At 65.1% G+C, this 23324-nt stretch carries 22 protein-coding genes and 1 tRNA gene; 6 read left to right on the top strand and 17 right to left on the bottom strand.

The features are described 5' to 3' along the window. The first annotated feature begins 60 nt into the window (after nt 1–60). Nucleotides 61–1560, top strand: a complete 1500-nt coding sequence (locus tag FB559_RS12455; protein ID WP_246121543.1) for an alpha/beta hydrolase — start codon at nt 61–63, stop codon at nt 1558–1560. Nucleotides 1561–1626: 66 nt separating this feature from the next. Next, nucleotides 1627–1699, top strand: a tRNA-Thr gene (locus FB559_RS12450). Nucleotides 1700–1767: 68 nt separating this feature from the next. On the opposite strand, the gene FB559_RS12445 is transcribed toward FB559_RS12450, so the two are convergent. From FB559_RS12445 to FB559_RS12400, 11 genes are all read right to left on the bottom strand, one after another. Beyond that, nucleotides 1768–3015, bottom strand: coding sequence for a site-specific integrase (locus FB559_RS12445; protein WP_246121541.1), 1248 nt, complete (start codon nt 3013–3015; stop codon nt 1768–1770). After that, the gene (locus FB559_RS12440; RefSeq protein ID WP_141955765.1) at nt 3015–3194 is read right to left on the bottom strand and encodes a helix-turn-helix domain-containing protein; all 180 of its coding nucleotides are present in this window, start codon (nt 3192–3194) and stop codon (nt 3015–3017) included. The genes FB559_RS12445 and FB559_RS12440 overlap by 1 nt, the downstream gene beginning before the upstream one ends. Beyond that, nucleotides 3191–4582, bottom strand: coding sequence for a replication initiator (locus tag FB559_RS12435; protein ID WP_221639991.1), 1392 nt, complete (start codon nt 4580–4582; stop codon nt 3191–3193). The genes FB559_RS12440 and FB559_RS12435 overlap by 4 nt, the downstream gene beginning before the upstream one ends. Before the next feature lie 95 nt (nt 4583–4677). Beyond that, entirely contained in the window at nt 4678–4806 is a 129-nt protein-coding gene (locus tag FB559_RS46175; RefSeq protein WP_281286257.1) for a hypothetical protein, read from the bottom strand. Continuing rightward, nucleotides 4806–5174: a hypothetical protein gene (locus FB559_RS12430; protein ID WP_141955764.1), complete on the bottom strand. Its 369-nt coding sequence runs from the start codon at nt 5172–5174 to the stop codon at nt 4806–4808. Before FB559_RS12430 ends, FB559_RS46175 begins: the two co-directional genes overlap by 1 nt. An 11-nt stretch (nt 5175–5185) precedes the next feature. Further along, entirely contained in the window at nt 5186–5836 is a 651-nt protein-coding gene (locus FB559_RS12425) for a DUF2637 domain-containing protein (RefSeq protein ID WP_141955763.1), read from the bottom strand. Beyond that, nucleotides 5836–6087 (bottom strand): hypothetical protein, encoded by a 252-nt coding sequence (locus tag FB559_RS12420; RefSeq protein ID WP_141955762.1) that lies wholly within the window; start codon nt 6085–6087, stop codon nt 5836–5838. Before FB559_RS12420 ends, FB559_RS12425 begins: the two co-directional genes overlap by 1 nt. A gap of 77 nt (nt 6088–6164) precedes the next feature. Beyond that, entirely contained in the window at nt 6165–7523 is a 1359-nt protein-coding gene (locus FB559_RS12415; RefSeq protein ID WP_141961648.1) for an FtsK/SpoIIIE domain-containing protein, read from the bottom strand. Nucleotides 7524–7549: 26 nt separating this feature from the next. Beyond that, a complete protein-coding gene (locus tag FB559_RS12410; RefSeq protein ID WP_141955761.1) occupies nt 7550–7894 on the bottom strand; it encodes an SCO3933 family regulatory protein in 345 nt (114 codons plus the stop codon). 304 nt (nt 7895–8198) lie between these two features. Next, a complete protein-coding gene (locus tag FB559_RS12405) occupies nt 8199–9401 on the bottom strand; it encodes a helix-turn-helix domain-containing protein (RefSeq protein ID WP_141955760.1) in 1203 nt (400 codons plus the stop codon). Beyond that, a complete protein-coding gene (locus FB559_RS12400) occupies nt 9398–9706 on the bottom strand; it encodes a putative quinol monooxygenase (RefSeq protein ID WP_141955759.1) in 309 nt (102 codons plus the stop codon). The genes FB559_RS12405 and FB559_RS12400 overlap by 4 nt, the downstream gene beginning before the upstream one ends. 156 nt (nt 9707–9862) lie before the next feature. On the opposite strand from FB559_RS12400, the gene FB559_RS12395 reads away from it, so the two are divergent. Beyond that, a complete protein-coding gene (locus FB559_RS12395; RefSeq protein WP_141955758.1) occupies nt 9863–10267 on the top strand; it encodes an ATP-binding protein in 405 nt (134 codons plus the stop codon). A gap of 191 nt (nt 10268–10458) precedes the next feature. Next, nucleotides 10459–10866 (top strand): helix-turn-helix domain-containing protein, encoded by a 408-nt coding sequence (locus tag FB559_RS46440; protein WP_141955757.1) that lies wholly within the window; start codon nt 10459–10461, stop codon nt 10864–10866. 1528 nt (nt 10867–12394) lie between these two features. Here FB559_RS46440 and FB559_RS12385 read toward each other — a convergent pair. The 3 genes from FB559_RS12385 to FB559_RS12375 are packed head-to-tail and all read right to left on the bottom strand — an operon-like array spanning nt 12395 to nt 18523. After that, complete coding sequence (locus tag FB559_RS12385) at nt 12395–15523, bottom strand: type I restriction endonuclease subunit R (protein ID WP_141955756.1); 3129 nt, start codon at nt 15521–15523, stop codon at nt 12395–12397. Between the two features lie 10 nt (nt 15524–15533). Continuing rightward, a complete protein-coding gene (locus FB559_RS12380) occupies nt 15534–16781 on the bottom strand; it encodes a restriction endonuclease subunit S (RefSeq protein ID WP_141955755.1) in 1248 nt (415 codons plus the stop codon). Then, nucleotides 16778–18523 (bottom strand): HsdM family class I SAM-dependent methyltransferase, encoded by a 1746-nt coding sequence (locus FB559_RS12375; protein WP_141955754.1) that lies wholly within the window; start codon nt 18521–18523, stop codon nt 16778–16780. Before FB559_RS12375 ends, FB559_RS12380 begins: the two co-directional genes overlap by 4 nt. A 704-nt stretch (nt 18524–19227) precedes the next feature. Here FB559_RS12375 and FB559_RS12370 point away from each other — a divergent pair. Together FB559_RS12370 and FB559_RS46670 are read left to right on the top strand one after the other, a co-directional pair. Beyond that, entirely contained in the window at nt 19228–19869 is a 642-nt protein-coding gene (locus FB559_RS12370; protein ID WP_141955753.1) for a hypothetical protein, read from the top strand. Between the two features lie 346 nt (nt 19870–20215). Then, on the top strand, nt 20216–20590 hold the full coding sequence (locus FB559_RS46670) for a helix-turn-helix transcriptional regulator (RefSeq protein ID WP_141955752.1): 375 nt from the start codon (nt 20216–20218) through the stop codon (nt 20588–20590). 64 nt (nt 20591–20654) lie between these two features. Here FB559_RS46670 and FB559_RS12360 read toward each other — a convergent pair whose 3' ends face one another. The 3 genes from FB559_RS12360 to FB559_RS12350 all read right to left on the bottom strand — a co-directional run bounded on the left by FB559_RS12360 (nt 20655) and on the right by FB559_RS12350 (nt 22785). Then, nucleotides 20655–21596, bottom strand: coding sequence for a hypothetical protein (locus tag FB559_RS12360; RefSeq protein WP_141955751.1), 942 nt, complete (start codon nt 21594–21596; stop codon nt 20655–20657). Next, entirely contained in the window at nt 21593–22249 is a 657-nt protein-coding gene (locus FB559_RS12355; protein ID WP_425455061.1) for a DUF6932 family protein, read from the bottom strand. The genes FB559_RS12360 and FB559_RS12355 overlap by 4 nt, the downstream gene beginning before the upstream one ends. Nucleotides 22250–22461: 212 nt before the next feature. Next, complete coding sequence (locus FB559_RS12350; RefSeq protein ID WP_141955749.1) at nt 22462–22785, bottom strand: hypothetical protein; 324 nt, start codon at nt 22783–22785, stop codon at nt 22462–22464. Between the last annotated feature and the right edge of the window lie 539 nt (nt 22786–23324).

Here is a 23324-nt window from a genome sequence, read left to right as displayed (position 1 = left end):
TGTGGCAGTCAGCGAGCGTAGGCTGCCTGCGAACACATCGGCGACGAGAACGGTAACGGCGTGAAAAAGTTCCGTACGGTGACCGGGCTGGCCGTGGCCGCCTTCGTGGCGGCAGCATGCACGGGCACCCCGAATTCGAAGGCGGCCCCGTCGCCGAGCGGGATCGCGCATTTCTATGCGCAGCGCGTCTCCTGGAAGGACTGCGGCGGCGGCTTCCAGTGCGGAACCCTCCACATGCCACTCGACTACGCCCGCCCGGACGGCACGCGCATCACGATGTCGGTCATCCGCCTGCCCGCCGAGGGCCAGCGCAAGGGCTCCCTGCTGATCAACCCGGGCGGCCCCGGCGGCTCGGGCGTGCAGTTCGTCCGCGACGCCGCCCGCCAGTACGGCGCGGACCTGCGCAAGAACTTCGACCTCGTCGGCTTCGACCCTCGAGGCGTCAACCAGACCAAGCCCGCCGTCCGTTGCCTCTCGAGCAAGGAGCTCGACCGGTTCTTCGCCACCGACACCTCGCCCGATGACGCCGGCGAGATGAACGACCTGGTGCGCGTCAGCAAGAACTGGGCCGACGACTGCAGGACCCGCATCCCGTCCCTGCTGCCCTACGTCGGCACGATCAACGCAGCCAAGGACATGGACATCCTCCGAGCCGCCGTCGGCGACGCCGGCATGACGTACTACGGGGCGTCGTACGGCACGTACCTGGGCGCCTACTACGCCGACCTGTTCCCGCGCCGCGTACGCGCCATGGTCCTGGACGGCGCCGTCGACCCGAAACTGTCCGGCGACGCGGTCAACATCGAACAGGCCAAGGGCTTCGACACGGCGGTGCACGCGTTCGCCGCGGACTGCGTGAAGGTCGCCGACTGCCCCCTGGGCAGCGGCACGACGCACTCCGCGCTCGTACGGCTCCAGAAGCTGTTCGCCCAGACGGACAAGAAGCCGTTGAAGAACAACCTGGGCGACGGACGCGTGGTCGACGAGTCCCTGGTCGAACTCGGCGTGGCATCGGCGCTGTACAACAAGCAGACCTGGCCGATCCTGCGCCTGGCCCTGAAGAGCGCCATCGAACAGGGCGACGGCACGACACTGCTGCGCCTGGGCGACCTCTTGGTCGAGCGCAACAAGGACGGCTCGTACTCCAACCAGAGCGAGGCCAACATGGCCGTCAACTGCGTGGACAAGCCGTACTCGCGGTCGCTCGGCCCATGGAAGGACGAGGCGGCCAAGGCGAAGAAGGCCGCCCCGATCTTCGGCCAGTTCGTGGTGTGGGGCACACTGCCGTGCGCCTACTGGCCGGTCCAGAGCCACGAACAGCCCCGCCCCCTGCACGCCGGCGGCTCCAGGCCGATCGTGGTCGTCGGCACGACACGCGACCCGGCCACACCGTACAAGTGGGCCCAGAACCTCGCCGCCGAACTCCGGTCCGGAGTCCTGCTGTCGCTGGACGGCGACGGCCACACCGCATACCTTCAGGGCAACCCGTGCATCACGAGCGCGGTCGACCGCTACCTGGTCACGGGCAACCCGCCGAAGAAGAACAGCATGTGCCACTGACTGGGTTGCACGAGGAGTACGGGGAACCCGGTAGACTCGTCGGGCGTCGCACCCCTGGTGCGACAAGCCGCCTTAGCTCAGTCGGCAGAGCGATTCACTCGTAATGAATAGGTCATCGGTTCGATTCCGATAGGCGGCTCCCAGCTCAAAGGCCCCTTCCGATCTTCGGAAGGGGCCTTTTGCTAACGGCCTTGCTAACAGGACGGGTTACGCGGCCTTGATGGCCTTGGCGAAGACGTCCGCGGCTGCCGTCTCGGCGGATCGGATGACGTGGGCGTAGACCCTCAGGGTGATGGCCGGGTCGCCGTGGCCGAGCCTCGCGGCGACGACGTGGACGGGGACGCCGGCCAGGAGCAGCGTCGTGGCGTGGATGTGGCGGAGATCGTGCAGCCGCGCGTACGGGAGCGGCTCGGCCAGTGGCTTTCCGTCCTTCGGGTCGTTGTGGGCGTTGATGAGCTTGCGCGGAAGTGCGGTCACGGTGTCCGGGTAAATGGGCTTGCCCCAGGCCGTAGCGAAGACGTGGCCGTTCTTGTCGCCGCGCCATGCTTCGCCAGCGGCGAGTTTGTCGGCTGACTGGGCCGTGTGGTGCTCGCGAAGAACGGTCACCGTCTCGTCATCAATGCTCACGATGCGTTTTCTTCCGCTCTTCGTCGTTCCTTCGAGCCGCTCACCCTCGACGACGCCGGCCGAGCCGGTGATGGTGATCTGCTTGCCGTCCAGATCGACGTCGGCCCAGCGGAGGTTGAGGAGTTCGCCTCGCCGGGCGCCGGTGTAGGCGGCGACGTGGAAGAAGGCGAACAGGCGGTGTCGTCGTGCCACAGCCAGGAAGGCCCTGAGCTGGGCGGGTGTCCAGACGGTTCCGGGCTCCGCCATGTGAACGCGTGGCCGCTTCGCCCGTTCGACGGGGGAGTTGTCGATGAGCTGGTCGACCACGACGGCATCTCGGAACGCGCGGCGAAGGATGGCGTGAGTGTGGACGACCGTGGACACGGCGAGCGGCTTTCCCTTCCGGCCGCCGCCCTTCAGTAGGTCTCGGTAGAGCTTCGTGATCGCGGACGGCCGGACTGCCTGGACCTTCAGGCCGCCGATGTACGGGTTGACGTAGAGCCGGATGCCCTTGCGGTAGTCCTCCAGCGTCCCCGGCTTGATCTCCATGGCGTGGCTCTCCAGCCACTGGTCGAGGTACTCGGCAACGGTGATCTCGTTCCGGTCGATGTACTCGCCGCGACGTGCCTTGACGCGCGCTTCGTCTCGGGCGGCTTTCGCCTCGTCCTCGGTAGGAAATCCGCCCATCCAGCGCGGCTTGCTGACGCCGGTCTCTGGATCTTTGACGCGAATGACGTAGGACCAGGTGCTGCCACGCTTCATGACGCCATCGCGAAGCTTCGGCTTGGTCGTCCTGGTCCGCTTGCGACGGTTCGGCTCTTCCGGGGTGGCGATTGAGGTCTTCGTCATCAGGCGGCCTCTTCCATGAGCTGGTCGACGTAGGAGGTCAGGGCGCGGTACGGCACGCGGCGTGAACCGTCGATGCGTAGTGAGGCGACGGCGCCGGCCTTGATGAGCTCGTAGAGCTTGCTGCGAGAGATGCCGAGAGCTTCGGCCGCTTCCGGGACGGTCAACAGGAGCCGTGTCATGCGGCCCTCCGGGTTGTGTCGTGCGGTCGCATGGGTTGGCCGCTGAGTGCAGCGGTCAGGAGTGCTTCGCCATGGGTGAGGCCCTGGCCGAGGTAGCGCCAGCGGGCGACTTTGAGGACCTGGTCCTCGTCGAAGTACGGAAGTCGTCCGGTCGTGATCTCGTGTTCGGTCTGGTTGTGCTCGATGCGGGCGGCTCTGAGCGCGCCGAGGGTCGTGGAGTAACGCCGTGACTTGGTGGAGAAGTGGCCGCGGAAGCCGAGCATGTGCGCCCAGTCGGTCAACTTCAGGTGAGTCAGCTCATCGAGCGCTCCGAGACGTAGACACTCGGCGATGAGCCGTCGAGCGTGTTCGCTGACCGGGAGCGTCTCCAGTTCATCCGTTGGGTGCACACGACGGTCGAGTGTGCCGACACATTCGGCGGCCTTGGTGGCGTACTTGGCGATGTAGCCGGCAACCGCTCGTTCGGTGAGTTCGCCGCTCATCGTGATCGGTCGTACGTCGACTTGGTCACCCCACCGCAGCGCACGCGCCTGCACGCCAGGCGCGACAGGGCTGACGGCCGAGACTGCCGCGGCGGCGTGTTGGACGGCGTCGTCCAGGCGATCGAGGGTGGCCCAGCCTGGCGGCTGGCAGGTTGGGCCGTCTGGTCCGTCGAATCGGATAACGGCGTGGAAGTGGACGACGCCTCGGCGCTGGTATTCGGCGACCTTGGCGAAGGACACCACCAGGACGTTCTTCAGTTCCTTCGTGCGTAGACCTGCGGATTTGGCGAGGCGTCGCCGGAAGGCCAGAACGAAGCGGCGCCACAGTTCGGGTGCGTACGCGTTGAAGAGCACCGAGGCGGTGTAGTCGTAGCAGTCCGGGCACAGCGGCTCGCCCAGGCCCGGTGCGTCCTCGGCATGGCGGATCGTGCACGACAGTGATGAACCGTGTGAGCAGGCACCTGCACTGCGTCGGGGGTGGCACGGCAGGACACGACCGGCCTTTTCCCGCCGTGTGTGCACCGGACCAAAGGACGGTGCGGTCAGGGTGGCGAAGACGGTCGGATGGCTGGTGACGGTCTCCGGTACGCCTTTGCCGCCGATCAGGCCGGCGCGGACGAGTTGGTAGGTGTCGGCGCGGTAGATCTCGGCGCAGGCCGGGCAGCGGGAGGCGCGGCGGGTCTTGCAAGCCACGCGGAGTACGCCGCCGGGCTCGTGGACCGTTGAGTAGTGGTGCAGGACTTCCCCGGTGGCCACGTCGAGGTGATCGACGCGTCCGCGGAGTTGGATCGGCTGGGCGCATCCTCCGGTGCGTCTTGCCTGGGCGGCCAGGTGTCGCATGTCGATGGTGGTCAGCCGTTCGCCGAGTTCGCGGGCGGCCAGCCGGATGATGTTGTCGGCAGGCAAGATGAACTGGTCTCCTCCGTTGGCAACGGTTGGGGATGGCCCCCGACGTGGCGCGGAACTTGGTGGTTGTGTGGCCACGCCGGGGGCGCAGAGCTTCAGCAGAAGCCGAGGCCCTCGCAGTGCTCGCAGATCTCGCCGTGTGAGTCGAGGCCGGTACCGCCGCAGTGGCAGCACTGGTAGGTCTCGACGGGCGGGACGTACGGCGGCCGGTCGTCTCTGTCCATCAGGCCGCCGCTGTGTCGCCGATGTGAAAAGCCGGGGCGTAGCTCATGTGCGCCTGGTGCGCGGCCTGCTGACGGGCGGAGACGTGGACGGCGCTGTAGGTGATGCGTCCGAAGGTCTTGGAGACCCGGTAGTGCCCGCCGCGTCCGGTGTCGTCGGTGACAGTCTCGCCGAGTGCGGCGGCGATGCGGTCGATCTCGGCCCGCTCGGTTGGGTCGTCGTCGGCACGTGGGAAGACGGTGTACTCGGCGCCGTACTCCCGGACGGGCACGGCGGGGTTGGTCTCCAGGAAGTCGGCCAGGGTCCGGAGGCCGGCGATGGTCTGGGCGCGGGCGAACAGGTCGCCCGGAACGATCGGCTGTGCGGTCATCTGGTTTCCCTTCAGGCGGTGCGGATCTGGCGGAGCAGGTCGGAGGCGAGTTGGTTGGACACGCCCAGCCGCGCGCGGAGGGCATCGCGGGTGATCGGCCGTCCGTGCCGGGCCTGGTGCTCGTCAGCGACCCGGCGGGCGAAGGTGAGCAACTCGGCCGCCGGACGCTCAGGCTCGGCGGACTCGTCCTGGCCGAGCTGGTCGTCCGGGACGGGAGCCAGAGCAGGGGACGGTCGTCCGAACGACGGGGGAATCGGGGACGACTCGGTCACCGGATGGTGAGCCGAGGAGCGGCGTTCGAGCATCGAGACGGCGACGAGGAACGCACCCGCCGGGGTGGCCGCGGTTAGCCACCCCCACACCGTCCGCTCGGCTTGGGCGAGGTTTGCGGCGAGGGACAGCAGAACTCCGCCGACCAGGACCACGGTCGGCCATGACACGCCTCGCACCGTCCGACCCGTACGGCGGTCGCGTTGGCGTTCGCGGGCGGCCATGACGCAGGTCAGGTCGATACAGACCGCGATTGCCCAGGCCATCCAGCCGTGCTGTCCGTGCTGGTCGGCCGTGTCGCGGATGTGAGTAAACGAGCCAGCCGCAGCGATCGAGGCCAGGACCACCACCGGCCCGGAGTCGGCCGCAACGCCTGCCAGGCGAGGTCGCATCAGGCGGCCCGCCGGTCGAGGACTTCCGCCAGCAAGGCGACAAGCTCAGGGTCACAGCGATGCTCGTCGGCCCAGCCATAGGCCTGGTCGAAGCGTTCGGTGATGAGGGTCTCGGTACAGCGTTCGCACACCGCGACGTACGTCTCCCGTCCCTCGTCCCACTCGACGGAGACGGGGCCGTCCTGGTCAGGACGAGCGGGGACGGGACGAGCAGCGCGGGGACGAAGCGGGACGATCTTGGCGTTCGCCATTAGCGGTCTCCTGATTTTGGGCATGCGTCGGGTAAGGACTTGGCGCGAAGGCCCGCGCCGGAGCGGTTGGGTTCGGGTTATGCGGCCAGAGGCTCGGCGGCCTGGCCGCCGGTTGCCGGCCCCGTGGCGGTCAGTTCGGACCAGCCGGGGGACAGGTGAGCGAAGCGGCGGGCAGCTGCCTCGGCTTCCTCTTCGCTCACATAGACCGAGCGGGCGCGATGCCAGCTCCCGTCTTGTCCGGCGATCACGGCGACGCCGGGAGTCTCAGCCGCGATGGCACGTGCGGCGTCGAGGGCGTCGGGGTCCATGTCGCCAAGGGTCATGTTGGCGGTCTCGGGATCGTTGACGCGGTGGCAGATACGGCCAGAGAGTTGCGAGCGGAGTGCGGTCACACCGGGCCCGAGATCGGAGCCGATGCGCTGGCCGCACACGACCAGGTAGACGCCGAAGGCGCGGCCGAGCTGGGCCACCCGCAGTAGCGCGGTCGCGCTCTTGGAGACCTCCTCCTTCTCTCGCTTGTCCGCCATCAGGAACAGCTCGGCGACCTCGTCGACCAGGACCACGATCGGCACAGGCTGAAGGTGATCGGGAAGCCGCCAGATGTTCCGTGCGCCATGGGTGCGGCAGAGCGCCATCCGGTCGGTGACGACCTGGACGAGGTCATCGAGGAGTCCGACGCATTCGCCGCGTGTGGTTGCGAGTGCCGACAGCCGCGGAGCGTACGGGGTGAACTCCACGCCGCCCTTGAGGTCGAAGCCGACCAGGGCGACCGGCTGAGGCGCGAGGCCCTTGATGATGGCGTTTGCGAGGTTGGACTTGCCGGACTGGGTCGCTCCGGCGTTGAGCCAGTGCGGCACCGTACGGAAGTCGATGATCCACGGCTGTCCGTTCTCGAGCATGCCGGGCCGTACGGTCAGCAGCTCGCCGGTCTCCGGGGCGATGTTCACCACGGTGAGCGGGTCGCGCATGGTGGCCAGTAGCTGCACGCGGCCCGGCTTGGACGCGATCACTCGGACGGCGTGGACCCGCCAGGCGTGCGCGAGTCGCTCGCCTACTTTCACGTAGTCGTCGGGCACCTGACCGTCGTGCAGCTTGACCCACACCCGCCAGCCGAGTGGCGTCGGTCGCAGCAGCCGCAACCGCGGAGCCTTCTCGACTTGCACGCTCCGGACCCGCCGCTGCTGGACCATCACGGCTGACGTGTCTTTAGCCGATCGCGAGACGGAGCCGGCCAGCGAGACGGCGTCGAGAGTGAAGCGCCAGCGGCGGCGCTTCCGGGCCAGGCCGCAGCCCGAGGCGACATGTGTCCAGGTCAGGTAGACCAATGTGGCTTTGGCAGGGAACTCGACGGCATACCAGAAGGACCGAGGAGCCCACTTGCGCCACGCCCAGCCCCCGGCCGCAAGAGCGGCCAGGGCGCCGAGCGCGACGAGCATCGTCGTGTAGTTCACGGTCGAGGTCCTCAGGCCGCTGCCTGCTCGGCGATGGGCCTGATGGAGCTGGCCCGGTAGGCGATGCCCCAGCGCATCTCGCCGCCTCGGGCCTGCTCCCAGACGAACCCGACCAGCCCGACCGGTTCGACGACCTGGCCGACCGCGACATCGGGGTCGCCGGAGACATTGACGTTGATCAGCTCGACTCGGCCGGAGTCGATCTCGGCCGCGGACAAGCCCACCTGGAAAACGGTGTGGCCCTGCTTGTCGACCTTCACTTCGCCGGTGTCCTTGTTGACCAGACGCGGGCGCGGCACGGCCACGCAGACGAAGCTGAGCCGGTTGGTGTCGACGGGAATCGGAATGTTGCGCATGCGAAACCCCACTCGTGACGGACCCGCGTACGGGCCGCTGTCGGATACGAGAGAGGCGCCCATCAGGGCGAACGCGAGATAGCATCGAAAGCGCCAACTAAGCGGTGCTTACCGCGTTCGGCCTGGGCGGGTGCCTCCCGCTCAGGCCGCTTTTCTTTGCGGCCTGTCCGCCAACCGCTCTCATGCGATCGGCGCACGTGGTGTGGTCGTTCCCTCCTTGACGGTGGTGTTGACCTTCATCACGTACGCTAGTCGCACCCCAAGTACGTGTCTAGTACTTCGAGTATCAGGACACGTACTTTTTCTACGCGGCCACTCGTTGGGCCAGGTCACGCAGTGCTTGGCTCGGGGGATTCTGCATCGTGAGCAGGTCGGCGACGAGCTGCCGGACCCGAGGATGGGCGCGAATCTGCTCGGGTGTGATCTCTTCGCCTCGACAGAGCACGGCGACGGCCTCGTCGACCTGGCGGCGCTGCGCGTGCGCGCGGGCGACGTCGATGAGCATGCGCGCTTGACGTTCGGCCGACAGGCCGGAGGTGTCGACCTGCTCGGCGGCTCGCAGGGCGCGACCGGCGTCACCCAGCTCGACGGCGACGGCGATCTCGTACAGCCCGACATTCGCGGGCCCGAACTCGGTGTTGTAGTCGTTGCGGCCCTCACTAAGCCGCGCGGCGATATCCCGCGCCCGGTCGAGGTGTGCGTACGCGGCTTCGCTGTCGTTCGTACGCGAGGCGGTAACGGCGCGCTGCAGAGTGAGCCCGCCCCACAGCGACATCGCCTCGGGCTCTCCCTGGTCGGCCAGTGGCCACAGGGCTTCGGCCGCCGTACGGGCGGTTTCCTCCGCCTGGTCGAAGTGCTTGGCGCTGAGGAAGACGAAGGCGAGCCGGAAGGCCCCGGCGGCGACCAGGAGCGGAGCCTCCGCCCGCTCGGCCGCGGCCATGGACCGGTCTGCCGCGATCCAGGCCGCTTCGGGTTCGGCCAGTTTGGTAAGTGCGGCCGAGCATGCCTGGTAGGCCGCAGACAGCAGCTCGAAGAGCTCGGCCCGCTCTTCCTGCGTCACCGCACGCGCGGCCGTCTCAAGCTCCGGTATGAGGCCCCGCAGGAGTTCGGTCAGCTCGGTGTAGCGGCCGGCGTGCGTCAGCTCCCACGCCTCGTCGACCTTCTCCCGCAACGCGGCGGGGTCGGGGGTGATCTGACCGCTGAGCATGGCGCGGAGGGCGTGCGCGCCGGACAGGACAAGCCTTAGGCCGGTTGCCTCGGGTGGTCCGTCGGTCGCCGCCGCGACAACGGGCGCCTCGGCGGCCAACTCCGCGAGCGGTACGTCGAGCGCCTGGGCGACGGTCTCCAGGACCGACATCCGATCGACCTTGCGCACGCCGCGTTCGACCTGCGATACCCACGCCACAGACCGATCGATCTGGCGGGCAAGCTCCGGCTGAGACAGGCCGCGCCGGCGTCGATGCTGAGCGATCTTGCGTCCGAGCGCTTCCTGATACTCCGTACTCACCCGTCTGTTCCTTTTCCGGTCAGGAGCGTCAGCCAGTCGACCTCGGTAGCCGACAGGTACTGCCCACGCTCGTCGAGGAACTTCTTTGTGTGCTCCTGCTCCTCGTGCGCGTCGAACCCGGCACGGTCACGGTAGAGCTCGTAGAAGACGCGCTGAAGCGGTTCGCCGTCGACGCGGTTGACCGCGTAGACCAGCGTCCCAGGCTCGTCCGTACGGATCTTGTCGACGGTCGCCGCCACGAGCCGATCGAACCCCTCAGCGCTCGCCTGATCCTTGCACGTGAAGCGGACGACGAGACCGAACATCGCAACCTCCCGGGATAGATCATCCAGTTAAGCAGTACTAATTGTGCGGCACAGGTACGCCAAAGCGCTTGTACTTCAAATACTGTACCCGTACTTTGAGTACCAAAGCTGAGTAACCAAGCCGCTACAAGCTGTGTGATCGCGAGGTGAGTCGCCATGGCGCTCAACGAGCCGCAAGAGGATCCGGGTACCCGTACGTACCGCCGGATCTTTCCTGGATGCCCTGACCAGATCGGTGAGGTCCGCCGCTTCGTCCGCGAGCACCTGGCCGACCACCACCGCCTTGAGGACGTCACGCTGGTGGCGAGCGAACTGACCACCAACGCGTGGGAGCACACCGAGAGCAGCACGCCACAAGGCACATTCAGCGTCTGCGCCCGGTTACGCCCAGACGACTCGATCCGCCTGGAGGTCGAGGACAACGGGGGACCGTTCGTCTTCGGCCAACCCAAGCCCGACGACGAGGGAGGCCGCGGACTCGGCATCGTCGACGCCCTGACTGTGGAGTGGGGCGTGTCCGGCGACACCAGCGGCCGAGTCGTCTGGGCCGAATTCAAATGAGCCCCGCGCGACCATCCCTAACCCCCCGAGGGGATCGTCGCGCGGCGCAGGAGACCGCGGTGAGCTTAGGCAACCTGCCGCCGTCGCGGTCCTGCAGTAGGGGGCGCCGGAGCAGGGGAGGGCCGGCGCCCCCTTCTTCATCCCTCAGCCGACCTCCCCGCCTTCCCCTCGACCAGATCGGCCCTGTTGTTATGCGCTTTGCTTCAGAACCTGACGAGCCGTTGCTGCGGCCGCGTGAGGTAGCGGCCCTGTTCGGCGTACGCCCGGCCACCATCGCCCGATGGGCCCGTACGGGCCAGCTACAACCCTTAATGACCCCCGGCGGCCACCGCCGCTACCGCGCGAGCGATGTAGGTGAACTCCTCGGCCTCGACGAGACCTCTGCCGAGCAGCAGCAACTCGAACAAGACGCCGTCCGGCTGTACGACCAGGGCTGGAGCGTCCGCCAGGTCGCCGAGCGGTTCGAATCCACCTACGGCGCCATGCGCCGCATCCTCGCAAGACACACGACCTTGAGACCCCGCGGCGGAGCCGAACGTCCCGGGCCGAGTGTCAAGCATCACCCGAGCACGGACGGCGCCAACGACGTCGCCGGATGAGAACTTTCTCTACGTCTTCAAGGGCGCTCCGCTACGCGGACCGCCGGTGGCCGGCCGCCCTCGGGCCGGGCATGCGGCCTCTTCGGGCCGACCCGTCCCGAACCGGCCGACCGCCCAGCAGCACAGAGGCACCCAAGAAGGCGAGAGAAGCCCCTCGATCCCGTTCATCCCGTTCTCCACGCTGCACGAGTCTCCCGGCCACGTCCGGCGCGTCAAGACCAAGCCGCTACGCGGTCGACAACGTCGAGTCTTGACCCGCCAGCCGCAGCCTTGGGGTATGGCAGCTACGAGGAGGACGGGGGAAGAAATGGAGTTCTCGAGGCTGAGGCCGTGACGATGACTGTAGGTGGTACCAGCCCGGCATTGGTTTGGGCGATCGGCTAACGCGGCGATTCCGGTCCTCGGGCCATGGCCAGCCCTGCGGTCCGTGATCGACACCGCAACCCTGAGCCAAGGAAGCAAGTCGCGCCGAAGCTACCTAAGGACTGCTGCACGCTTTGCCCTGGTTCACGCCTGCGCGCCCGACTACCTAGCACGAACTTGGCAGCACACGCGACAGCGTGTTATGGCAGGTCAGGCAGCGTTCTGCGGCTATAGCTTGGTGCAAGTTGATGAAAGCTGCTGTAATCATCATGAACAACTTTTGGCGACAAAAGGGGCATACGTAACAAACCACCCACACCTGTACTGTGGGTACACATAGAGATGGCCCCCGCGCTGACCCGGCCAAGGCGCAACGCGAGGGCATCCCTAACGGTGGCTCTGGGATCCTCTCCTCGTCAGAGGAGAGGCCCAGGGCCGTCACCGCGGAACAGGTCGAGCACGAACCTCGCCAGGGTGACGAAGAACGTACCGGCCCTCCACGGATCTCCAGACGGCGGGCGCTTGTCCCGCATCTGCATCACCTCCACGTGCCGACCCGCTGAGGTCGGCCTCGGTACCGGTCTGGTTGACCGGCCCGGCGACTGTCCACGCAGTCGACCGGTACCGCGACGGCTGTGTGGACCACTCGGTGGTGATGTTGAAGACGGTACCGCGCAGCACGACAGTCGTGCGCCGACGAACCCCCAGATGCCCGGAATGCCCCCTGAAGTTGTTTCGTACTCGGGTGCGAACAGGCCATTCTGGACGCCGAGTGTGGTAGCTCGCGCACTTAGGGTGAGCAATAGAACTTTTCGTCGGTCAAAGACCCACTGCGAACTTGTATCGATCTCCCCGTGCATCCCTGTTCAGAAGGGCTGCTTCGGCGTCCGGCCGCCAGGGAGCACGTCGTGAAGATGATCGACGTCTTCTTGCCGCGCATCATGATGTCCTCGCAGATGCCGCCCACGGCACGAGTTGACCTGACGGCGGCGAGCATCGATGCCGGCGCGAAGCCGGGTCGACTACATCGGCCGGACGGACAATCTCGGGGTACTGGCGACCGAGTTCATCGCACTAGGAACGCCGCCTCACGTCGGAGCAGGGCGGGCTAGCGCTGGCCACGGTCCCGCCGGTAGTTCGGGACGAAGAGGCCAGAGGGGGAGCCTCAGGCGTTCTTGTCGATCGCGGTCTCGTAGAACGCGTCGGCGAGCGCCACGATGATCCCGTTGATCGCAGGCCCGTCGGTGAAGAAGTAGTCGGCCATGGTGTTGTGCGCCTCCTGGTTGTCGGCGATGGCCTCGGTGACGGCGGCCTGGAAGTCCTGCGACTCCATGAACTGCTTCTTCGAGTTCACCTGGGTCTGCTGGACCAGGTTAGGGTTGGCGAGCAGCCGCTGCACGAGACCCTGCACGAACTCCCGGATCTGGGACTCGGCGAACGACTCGGCGCCGAAGAGGTCGTTCATCTTGTCGATGACGACCTGGAGCGCGACATACTTCGGCTCCTTCTTGGTGCCGGTACCTGCTCCGCTGATCCCCTTCAACTCGCCGTCTCCGATCAGAGAGATATCGACGGCGATCTTCTTGGTGTGCTTCACCCCGACCAAGACCACGTCGGAAAGGTCGACGTCGGCGCTCCAGGAGGACTCGGCAATGACCTTCTCCAAGAGTCGGAGGAAGATCGAGAGCATCTCCATGTACGCGTCGCCGTAGTCGACGATCTGGCTCATGAAGTCGTAGAGCCTGACGTAGGTGGAGACATCCTTTCGGAAGAGGTCGAGGTTATTTAGCGTGACCTTGTCCTCGGCCTCGATCGCTGCCGCGTAGCGACGCCGGAAGTCGTGCTGGGCGGGGCTAATCGCCGCCGAGAGCGCGTTGTTGCCCTTGCGGGCGACCCACAGCCCGGCGACCTGGCGGACCTGCTCCTCGGTGTAGATCCCCGCCTGGGCGAGCTTGTTCGCGAGATGTACGACGACGTACGGGTCGGTCTCGGTCTCCAGGGTGGCGTTGGTGAAGTACGGCTCGAAAGCGGTCCTGATGTCGTCGGGCTTGTTAACGAAGTCGATGATGAACGTCTTCGCCTTCTTCTCCCCGCCGGCCGTGCGGTGGGTGCGGTTGAGCCGGGAGAGCGTCTGCACGGCGGTGACCCCGGAGAGCTTCCTGTCGACGTACATCGCCGAGAGCAGCGGTTGGTCGAAGCCGGTCTGGAACTTATTGGCGACCAGCATGATCTTGTACGTCTCGCCCTTGAACGCCGCGGCCAGGTCGGCGCCCGCTCCGGGGTTCATGGTGGTCTCGGTGAACTCGTCGTCCTTGGACGGCGTCGGCCCCCAGTCTTGGCTCCACTTCTCGTTCTCGGCCATCGACACCGACCCGGAAAACGCGACCAGGGTCCGGTAGTCGTACGACGCGTCCTTGGCGGCCCGCTTGGCGATGTAGGCGTCGATCGCCTTCTTGTACTTCACCGCGGCCTTGCGCGAGTCGGTGACGACCATCGCCTTCGCCTTGCCCTCCAGGAGGTGGGCGACGTTGGCGTGGAAGTGCTCGACGATGATCTGCACCTTCTGGCTGATGTTGGTCGGGTGCAGTTGCACCCACCGCATCAGCCCCTTACGCGCCGCCGACTCCTCGACCTCGCCACCGTCGCCGCTCTCGGCCTTGCCGGCGATCTTCAACGCGGTGTCGTAGGACTGGTAGCCCTTGAGCACGTCGAGGATGTAGTCCTCCTCGATCGCCTGCTTCATCGAGTACAGGTGGTACTCACGCGGCTTGCCGTCCGGTCCCTTGCGGCCGAACAGCTCCAGGGTCTTGTTCTTCGGGGTCGCGGTGAAAGCGAAGTAGGAGATGTTCTCCGACTCGGCCCGCTCGGTCATCTCCGAGGCCAGGACCGTCTCGACGTCGACCGGGCCACCTTCCTCGATCTCTTTTATCTCGTCGGCGGTCAGGACCTGCTTCAGCTTCGAGGAGATCTGCCCGGACTGCGAGGAGTGTGCCTCATCGGCGATGACGGCGAACCGCTTGCCTTTCAGGCCGGAGTCGGCCCGGATCTCATCGAGTGCGTACGGGAAGGTCTGCACCGTCACCGCGATGATCAACTCGCCGTTCTTCAGCGCCTGGGCCAGCAGGCCGGACTTCGACTTCGCGCCGGCCTTGCGCACGTCCTCGGGGCTGATCGTCGTGACGATTTTCTTGGAGCCGTCCATCTGCTGGATCGCGTCCTGGAGCTGCCCGTCGAGTACCGTGCGGTCGACGACCACGATGACCGAGTCGAAGACCTTCTCGTCGTTGACGTGCAGCCGGGCGAGACGGTGCGCCGTCCAGGCGATCGTGTTCGTCTTCCCCGACCCAGCGGAGTGCTCGATCAAGTAGCGCTGGCCGACACCCTCCTCAGCCACGGCGGCCACGATGTTCGTGACCGCCTCCCACTGGTGGAACCGGGGGAACAGCATGCTCGTACGACGCACCGACGTGCCGGTCGCGACATCCCACTCCTCCTTGGTCTCCACGATCATCAGCCGGCCGATGATGTTGAGCCATGCGTGCTTCTCCCAGACCCGCTCCCACAGGTACGCCGTCGCCGCCTTCCCGTCGGCGCCGGGCGGGTTCCCGGCGCCGTCGTCGTAGCCGGTGTTGAACGGCAGGAAGTGCGTCTTCTCACCCTCCAGTCGGGTGGTCATCGCGGCCAGGTCGTTGGAGACGGCGAAGTGGACCAACGCCCGATGCCCGAACGACAGCAGCGGCTCCGGCCGACCTTTCGTCAGCGGGCTGCGGTCCTTGCGGTACTGCTGGACCGCCTCGTCCAGCGACTGGGTGAAGTCGGTCTTCAGCTCCACCGTTGCGACCGGGAGCCCGTTGACGAAGAACACCAGGTCGATGCTGCGCTGGTCAGCGGTCGAGAAATGCACCTGTCGCATTACTCGAACCCGCATCGCCGCATACTCGGCGTTCGTCGTCGCGTTCAGCGTCGTCTCGGGCCGGAACTGCGCCATCTTCAATCGGCCACCGCCGACGTACCGCACCCCGCTCCGCAGGATGCTCAGTATCCCACCGCCATGTTCCAGCGGCTTATCGAGCGCCGTGCTCAACACATCGAGGAATTTCACCCGCGACCCAGCCGCCTTTAACGCCTTCTCGTACGCCAGCTTCTGGGTCGCCTCCAGCCACGCGAACAGATCCTCGGGGAACAACGCCCGCTCACGGTCATAGCCCGTGTCATTTGCCGAATAGAGCCACCCGTGGGCCGCGAGGTGCTCGCAGATCTCGGCCTCGAAGACGACCTCGTTGTGGTCGGCCATCACATGCTCCTCATACGTCGATCTGGCCAGTCACTGCGGCCGTGATCAGCGCCGCGCGGCGTTCCTTCGATAGCTCGACGAACCGTGCGGTTTCGGCCATGAGTGTGTCGATCTTTGTGATCTGCTCCCTGATCCGCTGTGAAACTCGGCGCTGCTCATCGACTGGAGGGACTGGCACCGGAACTTGCACCAATCTCGACTGCCGGATACCCGAGACGGTGGACCCGCTTGCTCCATCCCGCAAGAGCGCTTGACCTCGGTCACTTTCAAGGAAGAACCGGAGGTAGGTGGAGTCCAGAATATCTTCACGGCTCCGAAGTGCGAACAGACGCTGACTCAAGACAAGAGGCGCGTCTGTGGGAACCTGCGCAACGTTGCCCAGCGGTGCTTCCGATGTGAGCAGCACATCCCCTGTGCGCAGCCGAACGGGCATCCACTTCTCGAACATCCAGTAGGGCACAAACCGCTCACGCTCATCCCAGGAGATCTGTCCGTTCTTAATGTGAATGGCCGAAACAACAGGCACGCCCTCATCGGTGAAGTCGTCGGTCTTGTCCCCAACCTTGCCAGGCGTCTTTCCCCTGTGATCGATCAGTTCCTCAAGCACCGCGCCAAGGGGCGCCGTTGGATGTGCCTGACCGAATGGATCCGCCATGACAGCAACACGGCGCTCAGCGAGGAGTCTGACAAGGGTCTGCTGCTCCTCGATGAGCGTATCGATGCGGGCGGTCTCTCGGTCGAGGTAGTCGGCGATGGCGCGCTGCTGCTTCACCGGCGGCAGCGGGATCGGTATGCGTGCGAGCTTTTCGGCCGTAAGGTGTGGCATCGACACGACGTTGCAGTAGGCGCGGATGTAGCCGCTTGCCCGCAGCGCGATGAGGTAGAACGCGATGAAGCGTCCATCGAAGTCGCCGATGGGGCGGAGTCGGTTGATTGAATTCTGGAAACCCCAGCCCGGAAGGTCGTTTTCGACGTAGGCAGCACGGCCGAATCCGCCTTGCCCGCCTTCGACAACGACGACATCGCCCGCCCGAATGCTCAACTGCTCCAGTTCAGCTTCGCTGAACCACATCTCGTTCACGTCGTCGAGGGCAAGCACGCCATTGGGTTGCACGTTGGCTGCGCGCATGTATGGCGTGGGCATGTCACTGCCGCTGTCCTTGCTCTGGAGCATCTTGCCGAGCGTAACCGTCGCGACATTCCTGACCTGGCCAGTCAGCCAACCGTCCGGCAATCTCGTCCACAGTGGCCCGGTCACTGCTCGACCTCCCGCAGCAGGTCAAGGATCTTGGCGACCTGCTTCTCCAGGTCAGCGTCGATCTCTGCGAGAGGGCGAGGTGGAATGTACTCGTAGAAGTAACGAGTGAAGGGGATCTCGCAGCCGGTCTTGATCTTTGCCCAGTCGATCCAGGCGTCGGGAACGTGTGGCTTCACCTCTGTGCCAAAGTATGTCTGGATCACCTCGGCCTTGCCCGCAGGTCCGGCGGTCGAGCCGCCGTAGGTGAAGGGCACGTTCTCAGTGTCGCGCTTCTTGGAGTCAGGCTTCGGCTTCCCCTTGCGGTCGACGACGGGCTTTCCGTCCTCGTCCAGCAGAGGGCGTTCGATGGTGATGGTCCAGTAGCCGAACTCGTCGTTGCGCAGCACTTTGGAGTAGTCGGGGTCGGCGTCGGTGAAGTCGGCGTACAGGCGGAGAACTTTGGCGCGGTCGGTGTCGCTGAGTTCGCGGTTCTTGTTGCCGAGGTTCTTGCGCATCTTGGTCCAGAACGAGGTGCCGTCGATGAGCTGGACCAGGCCCTTGCGGTCGGGGTGCTTGGTGTTGTCGAGGATCCAGATGTAGGTGGCGATGCCGGTGTTGAAGAACATGTTGGTCGGCAGCGCGACGATCGCCTCGACCAGGTCGTTCTCCACCAGCCACTTGCGGATGTTGGACGGGCCGGACTCGGCGGCCCCGTTGAAGAGCGGCGAGCCGTTCATGACGATCCCAACCCGGCCGCCGCCGTCCTCGGGGGCGCGCATCTTGTGCACCAGGTGCAGCAGGAAGAGCATCTGCCCGTCCGAGGTGGCGGGCAGGCCTGGCGCGAAGCGGCCGTACGGGCCTGCCTCGTCGCGCTCTTTGGTGACGGCCTTGGCGTACTGCTTCCAGTCGACGCCGTACGGCGGGTTGGACATGCAGAAGTCGAACTGGCGGCCCTTAAAGGCGTCGTTGGTGAGTGTGTTGCCGAAGGCGATGTTGGACGCGTCGTGGCCCTTGGCGAGCAGGTCGGACTTGCAGATCGCGTACGACTGCGGGTTGTACTCCTGGCCGTACAGGCTCAGCCGGGCGTCCGGGTTCTGTGCGAGCAGGTGCTCCTCGGCCAGGGAGAGCATGCCGCCGGTGCCGGCGGTGGGGTCGTAGAGCGTGCGGACGATGCCCGACTCGGTCAGGTCGGCGTCCTTCTCGGCGAAGAGTAGGTCGACCAGCAGCCGGATCGCGTCACGCGGCGTGTAGTGGTCACCGGAGGTCTCGTTCGCGGCCTCGTTGAACTTGCGGATGATGTACTCGAACGCGTCCCCCATGTCGGCGTTGGAAACGACATCGGGGTGCAGGTCGACGGCGCCGAAGGACTTCACGATCTCGCGCAGGAGACCGGCTTTCTCCAGGGCGATGATCTCCTTTTTGAAGTCGAAGTACTCGAACACATCGACATCGGCGGAGAACCGGTCGACGTAGTCGACGAGGTTGTCCTCGAGCCCGTCCGCGTCCTTCAGAAGGTTGGCGAAGCTGTACTTCGACGTGTTGTAGAACGGTCGGCCGGTGGCCTTCTTGACCTCGATCCGGAGCCGGCTCGGGTTCTCGTATGCCGCAGCCAGGTCTCGGACGGTCTCGCGGTCCGGCTCCAGGATGCAGTCGAGGCGCCGAAGGATCGTGAACGGAAGGATCACGTTCCCGTACTGGTTGGGGCGGTAGGGACCCCGAAGCTGTTCGGCGATCGACCAGATGAAACTACCGAGCGTGCTCACAAGGCTCCTCACGGGAATCACTCAACGTGTATGGCTGCGCCGGCCCACTGGGGTAGTCGCGCCCCGCAAAGCAACGCACATCGCTAACGGGGCGTCATGAGGCCATCTTCGCGCACCTCGGCCTCCTGCGTACGCGGGAGTCAGGCGGAGTTTCAGGTCCGCCCGCACCGTAGCGGAGGGCGGCGACACGAAGCGCGAGCAACGAAAGGTCACGCAGCGTCGTTCGGGCGGTTGCTGTTCAAGATGATCGACGCTTGTGGTTATCGCCAGTCGTGGCCGGGGGCGATCGCTGCCGCGCGGCTTTCGGTGCTCGGGCCGTGGCCGGCCCTGCGCTCCGGGTCCGCTTGCCCTTGGACACTCGGCGTGCTTTGGTCGCCGTGGATGAAGCGGAGGCGAGCGGCCAGGCGTAGAGGGACGAGGTTCGATGTCGGGATGGTCTAGCTGGACCGGGTCGCTCTAGCGCAGCTTGTCGATCGGGATGTCGAGTTGATCACCATTTGTGTGAACAAGTGGCCTGGGTCACGATCGGTCGGGAGCGGTGAGAGCGGCACCAAACCTGTCAGGAGCCAGATCGGTGCTGGTCGAGCTAACGACCCGGTCGGGCATGCAGCCTCTGGAAACATCGCAGCAGCATCGGCGGAGAGTTTGTCGTGCCAGGAGGTGCGGGTACCGTCGACGGGCCTGGTCTGTCGAAGGGGTCTTGAGTGGAAATATCGAAGCTCATCTTGGATTATTGGAAAGCATCTGTGTGGCCGATGACCGCAGTTTTGGTCATCGTAGTTTTTCGTAACCAGATACGAGACGCCCTTCGGCGCGCGCGGTCGATTGACGCCATGGGCATAAATATGAAACTTGCTGAAGAGACTCGAGAGGTGCAGGAGGCTCTTGCCGAAACGCGATTCGAGGCCGAAGAAGTCTCTTCGGATGAAGCCACTTCGGAGATCATTGCAGATGGTGACACCAGGAAAAGACTCGAACCTTTCACGGTGGATGCAGCTCGTAAGGCAATGGGCTCAGTGGTATCGCTTAAAGCAGCCATGGCTGAGCTTCCGCTAACTTCACCGCGACGAGCGACTCGCAGTAAGCACGGCCTTGATATGGTACTCGCCGCAGTCGCCGTTGCTTTCGGCTACGACATTTTTAGTCGGCAGGTAGCTGCGGCCATTGCTGCTCGCACCGGCCAACTTGGTTGGCTTGATCTTTATGAAACTCAGGAGAAGGTCAAGGAAATGATAGAAGATAAGAGCCTCCCCGTGAATAATCGTGAGACTCGACGGATCTTGGTATCTGATGGCATCGAAACCGTCGAATCGCTTCTTGAACAGATCCTTGGCGTCCAGCGATAGTAAGGTCAATCGCTCGATCACACCACCGCTTAAGACGGTGGGGCGGCGTGGATCTGATTGACCGTCGTGACCGCGGCGTCAGTGTTCGCTTCGATGTCGCAACGGATCCAGTCTGCAACCCCGTGCCACTGCGGGTTCTATTCCCGGTTTTACTCGAACACCCCTCGTCAGTGCGGTGGCGAGTAGGGCCGTTCTCAAACACGCTCTAAGGCTCCGGCGGTTCCTACTGGGCGCCGGGCCACCCTGTCACGAGACCGCCCGGTTCCTTTCGGAGGGGCTGGCGGCTTTTTGGTGCCCAGGGCAGCGAACCGTTGCACGGGATATTAGTATGCATTAATATCCAAATATGGATCCAGATTCAGAACGTAGATCATTCGGGCGGTACATCAGGGAGCGCAGAGAGTCGGCTGGCTTAACGCAAGGGGAGTTGGGGGCCGCGGTGGGTGCCAGCCAGCCGACGGTGTCGACGTGGGAGCGCGGAGAGAGTTGGCCGAACGGGGATAATGCTCTCCGTTTGTCTGAAGCTCTCGAGGTCAGCCTAAAACGCCTCCTCGTGGAGTGGCATGGATTGGTCGATCCCGTGGAACGGGCGATCGTCAAATCCAGCCTGACGCGAAAGGAACAGGATTCACTCTTGGCCGCTTACGGAGTCCTCGCCGGCCGCGACTCGATCACTGCGGCATCACTCCTACGTGCTCAGGACGATCCCCGGGAAGACTGATATGAACCACACGAAGCCGCCCGGTCCCTCCTCGGAGGGCCGGGCGGCTCTTGTCGTGCGCCTGCTAACGCCGTCGCTCGATTAGCGCATGATAGGTGTATTCGGTGGTGCTTCGCCTGCTTAGCGGGTCGATCCGCTCTTCCACGGTGACCTCGACCGCTACCCATTCGCCGAAGGCGAGACCGAGTCCGATCAGCTCATCCGTTGTGATGTCAATCTTGGGACCGCTGCGGCCGGCCGTTGATGTTCGCAGCCTGATGCGGCCCTTCCCGGATGGTGCGCTTAGTTCGCTTACGTAACCCCGCATGGTTCGCAGGCTGCGTTTGATCTGTGGCTGCATGCGGCGCTGTGCGTATTGGCGGCCCTCGGCGGTGAGGCGGCCTGTGCGGACCGTCCCAGTGCCGGCGTGCCAGCCGAAATCCACATCGATTGCGGACTTGTCGAGGGTCCTGACCAAACCCTCGAACGCCTCCAGCATTTCCGGCTCCGCGTAAAGCGGCTCATCGTTTTGCGCTGCGTCAAAGAGCTCTAGGAGCTGGTGCATCGCCGCGTCTAGGGAAGATTCCGCGGCCGGTACGGCAACCGGGATGCCGGGAAGGTCGTCATCCTGGTCGTCGTCCGGTTCGGGCTCGTCGCCGGTCTGTCCGTGCAGGTATACCGGGCAGACGTGCAGGACCGTACTGCCCGATGAGATACCAACGATGCCGAGCTGGATGTCTTCGTCGGCCGAGGCGCTGATTGCCTTTTGCAGGTTCCGCAGGATCGGATCGGCGGTCCCGGGCATGAGCAAGCCGGTGCGGATCTGCTCGCTGATCAGCCTGATGGTGATCTCTTCGTCGAGTTTAGCGTCGGGCTCGACGGCCTGCATCGCGGTGAGGCGGTTGACACGCATCGCGGTCTCAAGCTCATCGGAGGTCAGCGGCTCATCTCGCAGGAGCTCCTGGAAGCGTGCTTCGACTTCGGCGCCTACCTGTTCGCGGGCGCGGTCTCGCCAGGTGCCGCTCACAGGGTCACCTCCAGGTATCCCCTCGCCGGAACGCAAGACTCCACCGTCGGGGCTTGCTTGTCCACCGTTCCCGGCGGATGAGTTCGCTGCCACCAGTCATCGAACCGTCCCCGGTCCCTGAAGTAGTCGCGTTCTCGCAGAGTCATGTCAGTAGGTCTGAATACCCTCGGGACCGCCACGTAGTTCACCTGGTGGGGATCGAGTCCATACCTAACCTGGATCTTGTCTCGGTTAAAGGCATCCTTGATCCAGCCCGACCCCGGCTTGTTTTTGAGCGCATCGATGGCTTCGGCATCGGTGAACACGGTGAGGTCGATGTCGTCGGGCTCGTTCTTGGTGCTGACGAAGCTGCCACCGATCCACAGGTTATGGATGATCGAGCAGCCGCCTAGGATGCCGGCGTACTCACGTTCGAGGTCATCAAAGACCAGTAGGTATATCGTGAGGTTGCGCCAAAGGTGCGGCCTGGTCGCCGAGCTTTTAAAACGGTCAGCACCGACCAGAAGGTCGTACGCGGCTTCCATGTCGACCCGGTACCGGCCGCACGGCAGATGTCCGTCCGTTCCGAATGCGGGTGTGACACCAGATGCAAGCACGCCAGGCTCCTCCTGAATGCCGAGATTGTCTCCATGAGACGCTCTGGCGCCAGGCATGGGTTACGCCCAGGTTTGCGATTGGATGGCCGGATCTTGCCATAGGCAAGGGCGTGCCGGGGTCGGCTTCCAACGTCGGTGCCGGAGTCGCCGGCTGTCGCGCCTGATATGACACCCCGCGGATAGGCGGACAGTAGTCGGCCCTGGCCCCTACGACGTGAAGCCCCCACTCCCTCCGGTTCGCCGGGATGGCGGGGGCTTGTCGCAGCGGATCAGGCAAGTTCGACACCGACGCTTGGGACCTCGTGCACGTTGACCGGCTCCCGCTGCCCATCGACCACCGTCCAGTCGGGGTGGGTGTTGTTCGGAAACGGAATGCCGATGGAGCGGTGCTCGCGCACGAGGTTCCGCAGCCGCTCGGCCTGATTGGCGTCCTTGGTTCGGATGACGACGATGTCGTCGGTCTCAGGGATGATGCGGGCGATAGTGCGGTTGTAGTGGATTACGACAGTGCTCTCGCCACGCTTCGCGCGGTCGAGGACGTCTCGCCAAGCCAGCCGGGCCTGGTCGGATTTCATGTGAAGTGGTTCGCTCATATCTAGAGAGTCTCAAGACTCACGAGAGATTTCAAGAGGACAGCCTGTCGTCCTCAAGGCGGTACCGTGCCCAGCTGCGCGCTACGTCGGTCAGGTGCGCTGAGTGAGGCCGAGCGGACGATGACCGCATCTTGTGCCCCCCACAGCCCCAGCGCAGTCGCCGCGAACGCTGTCACAGCACAGGCCGGTGGCGCCCGCCACGCCGGGATCTGTGCCGCCCACGCCTCCGCGCTCGCTGGGGCGTGTTGCTGTACAGCACGGGAGACAGCAACACGCCCATACAGTCCCTGTCGCGGCCACACGTCACCACACGTCCGAGCAGGCCGAGCAACAGCCAGCCTCGATCGCGCCGGTAGTTCGGGACGAAGAGGTACCCGCCGGTCGGCCGGTCGGCCGGTCGCTTGAGTCCAGAACCCCGGCCGTTTAGTTTAGTCCTCGTCGTAGGAGTCATTCTCGATGTTGGCGAATGCGTTCCAGTTGTCCTTGTACCTTTGGAAGAACTCGCGCTGAGAGACAGGCTTCTTGTTACTAGGAGTTAG

The organism is Actinoallomurus bryophytorum (genome assembly GCF_006716425.1).
Lineage (GTDB): Bacteria > Actinomycetota > Actinomycetes > Streptosporangiales > Streptosporangiaceae > Actinoallomurus > Actinoallomurus bryophytorum.
The sequence above is the reverse complement of the archived record's forward strand: the minus strand, read 5'-3'. Positions and strand labels throughout refer to the sequence as shown.

What these genes read in the sequence shown, in the direction of transcription:
- FB559_RS46670 (WP_141955752.1), top strand. Translation starts at nt 20,216, where the DNA reads ATGGATCCAGATTCAGAACGTAGATCATTCGGGCGGTACATCAGGGAG.
- FB559_RS12400 (WP_141955759.1), bottom strand. Translation starts at nt 9,706, where the DNA reads ATGTTCGGTCTCGTCGTCCGCTTCACGTGCAAGGATCAGGCGAGCGCT.
- FB559_RS12420 (WP_141955762.1), bottom strand. Translation starts at nt 6,087, where the DNA reads ATGGCGAACGCCAAGATCGTCCCGCTTCGTCCCCGCGCTGCTCGTCCC.
- FB559_RS12350 (WP_141955749.1), bottom strand. Translation starts at nt 22,785, where the DNA reads ATGAGCGAACCACTTCACATGAAATCCGACCAGGCCCGGCTGGCTTGG.
- FB559_RS12395 (WP_141955758.1), top strand. Translation starts at nt 9,863, where the DNA reads ATGGCGCTCAACGAGCCGCAAGAGGATCCGGGTACCCGTACGTACCGC.
- FB559_RS12385 (WP_141955756.1), bottom strand. Translation starts at nt 15,523, where the DNA reads ATGGCCGACCACAACGAGGTCGTCTTCGAGGCCGAGATCTGCGAGCAC.
- FB559_RS12415 (WP_141961648.1), bottom strand. Translation starts at nt 7,523, where the DNA reads ATGCTCGTCGCGCTCGGCGCCCTGGCCGCTCTTGCGGCCGGGGGCTGG.
- FB559_RS12440 (WP_141955765.1), bottom strand. Translation starts at nt 3,194, where the DNA reads ATGACACGGCTCCTGTTGACCGTCCCGGAAGCGGCCGAAGCTCTCGGC.
- FB559_RS46175 (WP_281286257.1), bottom strand. Translation starts at nt 4,806, where the DNA reads ATGGACAGAGACGACCGGCCGCCGTACGTCCCGCCCGTCGAGACCTAC.
- FB559_RS12355 (WP_425455061.1), bottom strand. Translation starts at nt 22,249, where the DNA reads ATGCCTGGCGCCAGAGCGTCTCATGGAGACAATCTCGGCATTCAGGAG.
- FB559_RS12410 (WP_141955761.1), bottom strand. Translation starts at nt 7,894, where the DNA reads ATGCGCAACATTCCGATTCCCGTCGACACCAACCGGCTCAGCTTCGTC.
- FB559_RS12445 (WP_246121541.1), bottom strand. Translation starts at nt 3,015, where the DNA reads ATGACGAAGACCTCAATCGCCACCCCGGAAGAGCCGAACCGTCGCAAG.
- FB559_RS12430 (WP_141955764.1), bottom strand. Translation starts at nt 5,174, where the DNA reads ATGACCGCACAGCCGATCGTTCCGGGCGACCTGTTCGCCCGCGCCCAG.
- FB559_RS46440 (WP_141955757.1), top strand. Translation starts at nt 10,459, where the DNA reads ATGCGCTTTGCTTCAGAACCTGACGAGCCGTTGCTGCGGCCGCGTGAG.
- FB559_RS12425 (WP_141955763.1), bottom strand. Translation starts at nt 5,836, where the DNA reads ATGCGACCTCGCCTGGCAGGCGTTGCGGCCGACTCCGGGCCGGTGGTG.